This window comes from Vibrio sp. 10N.261.46.A3 (genome assembly GCF_041472995.1).
In the GTDB taxonomy this organism is placed as follows: domain Bacteria; phylum Pseudomonadota; class Gammaproteobacteria; order Enterobacterales; family Vibrionaceae; genus Vibrio; species Vibrio coralliirubri.
Genome location: NZ_JBFRRH010000030.1, coordinates 1 through 3,582, shown reverse-complemented (window position 1 = coordinate 3,582; position 3,582 = coordinate 1). Strand labels below are relative to the sequence as shown.

General features: G+C 40.4%; 3 protein-coding genes. All 3 read left to right on the top strand.

Translation table 11 applies throughout. The annotated features are described in order from the left end of the window. Window positions 1-853 precede the first annotated feature (853 nt). The 3 genes from AB4484_RS08775 (at window position 854) to AB4484_RS08765 (ending at window position 2,980) form a co-directional block, all read left to right on the top strand. Window positions 854-1,204, top strand: coding sequence for a DUF6864 domain-containing function (locus tag AB4484_RS08775; RefSeq protein ID WP_372077576.1), 351 nt, complete (start codon window positions 854-856; stop codon window positions 1,202-1,204). After that, window positions 1,197-1,523, top strand: a complete 327-nt coding sequence (locus AB4484_RS08770; protein ID WP_372077574.1) for a hypothetical protein — start codon at window positions 1,197-1,199, stop codon at window positions 1,521-1,523. The genes AB4484_RS08775 and AB4484_RS08770 overlap by 8 nt, the downstream gene beginning before the upstream one ends. A gap of 566 nt (window positions 1,524-2,089) precedes the next feature. Further along, the gene (locus AB4484_RS08765) at window positions 2,090-2,980 is read left to right on the top strand and encodes a replication initiation protein (protein ID WP_372077572.1); all 891 of its coding nucleotides are present in this window, start codon (window positions 2,090-2,092) and stop codon (window positions 2,978-2,980) included. Window positions 2,981-3,582: the final 602 nt, after the last annotated feature.

The window sequence follows — 3,582 nt, the reverse complement described above, 5'->3', positions numbered from 1 at the left end:
ATAGGAATAATGAACACCGATTTTTGAGAGGTTGAGCGTCATTTTCTTAGGAGGAAATTGGATTGTGAGATACAGCATGGATCACTCACATTCTTGGCGAGATCCTTTCGCGTCGATTAAAGCTAATTAATGCCTAGCTAGCTATGTGAGTATAGTTTTTATTTCTCATTATACAACATGGCTGATGGTTTTTAGTTATAAGGTCATCTTAGACGTTGCTCATGGAAAGAATAAACAAGGAGCTTTAGCGACCTCATCTATTGGCTTGTCAAAGCCTCAAGCGTCTATGTGACTGTTCTTTAAATTGGGGGCTTACTACAAAGTAGCGATTAGTAAGTTTATCTAAAGAGCCTCGCAGTTATCGAGCGTTCGTTTCTTCGGTGAACCAATCCGCATGGGGCTAACTACTTTGGTGTAGTTCCAATACCATGAGCTAAAACTCGTTTCATCTCGTCACCAGTTCGTGATTACTTTAAGAGGAGGCTATCAGCTTCGCTTTAAAGTATGTCGGTCAAGTGAGTCATCAATACACCGTCTTAAAGTGCTGCGCAGACTAAGGATATGTTTTTGCCTTTGGATTTGTTTCTCTTAAAACTGGCATGAGGTTTTAAGCTGAGGTAGTATTGTTAACGCTAATTAGGAATCTTACCTCAGTCCTTAGTGGCTGAAAGATTACAGAGAAGAAACCAGATCATCAAGGTCTGGTTTTTTTTCGTCTGAAATTCATGCAATTGAACATAATAGGAATAATAAACACCGTGTTTTCTACCTTAAGCTTACTGATTATTAATGATGTTTGTTATGAGATTTTTGTAGCGTAAAATAAGCTTAATTTTATTGATTAAGGTTTTTTATGAAAATTACAACCGGAGATTTGGAGGTTTTCAAGTCAGGTACTGTAAGAACAGGTCATGATAATACTATAAAATTTGATCTCGACGCGATCTGGCTTGAGTTTACTTTTCGTGAGGATTCTAAGGATAAAGAGTTTAGATCAGATTTCAAAGTCTCAGATGATAATAAAGGTCTACGTGCGGTACTTTATAATTGCTCAACTTTAGGTAACGGCAATGTAAAACCGCTTTCTTTTGGACATTTAAATGGGCGTCGTATTTTTATTGGATATCGTGCGTCTAAGCCATATGAAGAAGATGTCTGGTTTCTGGAGTATACGTTTTATTTAGGAGGCAAGGTGAGTGAGTAAGATTGAATTAGAAGAAAGCCCTCCACCAAAGAAAAAACAAAGCGGAATATCTTCAGATGTATTGGGCACCGTTGCTAAAACTCTTGGGACGGGTCAACACGCACAAGATGCTGTTGTTTGGCTGACAATCGTGATGTGTTTTATCTTGGGTTCCATATTGTCATTAGTACTGATCTGTTTTATGTGGCCTGAGTCACCAGAAGGTGTTCATCCTCCTATTAAACCTGACTTTCCTATAGATGAGATTAAGGAAGTTTGGGGGGTATTTATTCCAATAGTAACTATAGCTCTCGGTTATATTTTTGGTAAACGTGGTTAATTATTTAACGTAACTGCACTTAATCTGCACCGATTAGACACGAGAACGGCTCCCGATTGGGAGCCGTTTTTTGTTATAAAAAGCAAAAAAATAACGTTCAATTACTGTTATTAATATAATTGTCAGAGTTTTCATCATCCGAAATTTGTGCACATAGCTATTTTTCAGAAATCAGTAGTTTTTGCCTTAATATCCTATGTACTGCAACGGTTGTGGCTCCATCAGGGTGCTACTTGAAAAGTAGGCCCTGAGGGAGCGAGTCCAAAAACTGACAGGCTAAAATAACAAGGTTGTTGCCAAAACTAATAGATCGTTGATGTTGTTCAGAAATAAGATTTTGAACGGGTAAGTGGTTATTTGTGATTGATTGTATCTTGAGGCGTTAGGGGAGGAATTGCGAAGTAAGATCTTGAGGAGTAAGATAAACGCCAGATAAAACAAAGCCCTGAATCTTACTAATCAACTTGGCGGAAGATTTAAGAAGTCAGGGCTGAATTTCTAAGGGAATTTTAACACATGAACAGACAAACACAATCAGAACATAACCGCCATAAGTGCGGTTATGAGTGAAGACTAAACAATCAAACGCTTTTCAACTCGATCTAATCGAGACGCTTCCTCATAAGCCGTATTGCACCGATGAGCTCGGTGTCACTTACATACGCCCCAAAAACACTGCGATTAAGAAGAAGTATCTGCAAGTGAATCAACCGAAGTTGGTCACTTACCTTGTCTTTGATATTGATCGACAAGGCGGTGTGTTGGCTTGGTACGACAACGATCTTCCCACGCCATACTGGACTTCAAAGAACCCAGACAACGCACATGCACATATTGTGTATCGCTTGAAAGTACCGTTCTGTACGTCTGACATCGCACATAGCGAACCGATTCGCTACGCTGCTGCGATTGAATCAGCAATGATAGAACGTCTAAAAGCTGATCGTGGCTTCGCAGGACTATTGACGAAAAATCCACTTCATCCACATTGGGATAACCAGCTTTGGACTGAGCACGAATACACGCTAGATGAACTGGCGGACTATCTCGACTTAAAAGACCACCCGTTACGTGGTAGCGAAGTGTCAGGTCTTGGTCGTAATTGTGAGTTGTTTGATTCAGTGCGTCAGTGGAGCTACAAGGCGATTAGAGAGTTTTGGGCGCCCAACTATAAGCGTGACTGGAACTCGGCTGTCTACGACTATGTAGAAGCTCTTAACGCTCAATTTAAAGTACCTTTGCCCGTGTCAGAAGTGAAAGCGATAGCGAAGTCGATCGCTAACTGGACGTATCGAGAGTTCACGCCTGAAAAGTTTCGCCATAGCCAATCTAAGAAAGGTAAGCGAGGCGGTTTAGCCTCTGGGGTAGTCAGAAGAAAAGGAAGTGTCGCTGAAAAAAAACCGTGGGAGAAAGAGGGGATCAGTCGAGCAACTTGGTATCGCAGAAATAAAAAATAACGTGAGACACGAAGCCTTATCAGATAACAGCCCTTTTTAGGGTTGTTTTGCTTTGTAGCGTAGACCGCTAATATTTAGGTATTACCCTCTTAGAGTTCTACGGCTCTTTTGGGTTTCGTTTTCTGCTATTGAGACTACGTTATATTATAGGAGGTTGAGATTACGCTAAAAGAGATTCCTATCTTTTGTTGTTTAACGACACCGCTCGGCGCAGTGTGTGAGTAAGCGAAGCGTCCGAACACCGAGCAAGCGGAATACACTCGATCTTAAACTGTGGCACTGCCACGCTATCCTAAAAATTAAGTTCTCCATCTTTTTTACTTCATTTTGAGGGTGACTTTTTTGCGCTTGTTCTTCACTCAAAACCGATATGTGATTCCGATATGCAGAACCGATATATGGTCATATCGGTTTCACATATCAGTTCTATATATCGGTTTTTGTGTCTTCTCTCAGGGGCTTTTTCAAATTCCCTACGTGTGCGTTTATGTGAAACCTCTACGTGAAACCCCTTTGTACAACAGGTGTTGCACATAATAGTTTCACAAAATGGTTTCACATAAAGTAAAAATAAGAGCAAAGAAAAGAGCAGCTTAGAAACA

Excerpts from the sequence above, each read along its gene's own strand:
- AB4484_RS08775 (WP_372077576.1), top strand. The coding sequence starts at position 854 with ATGAAAATTACAACCGGAGATTTGGAGGTTTTCAAGTCAGGTACTGTA.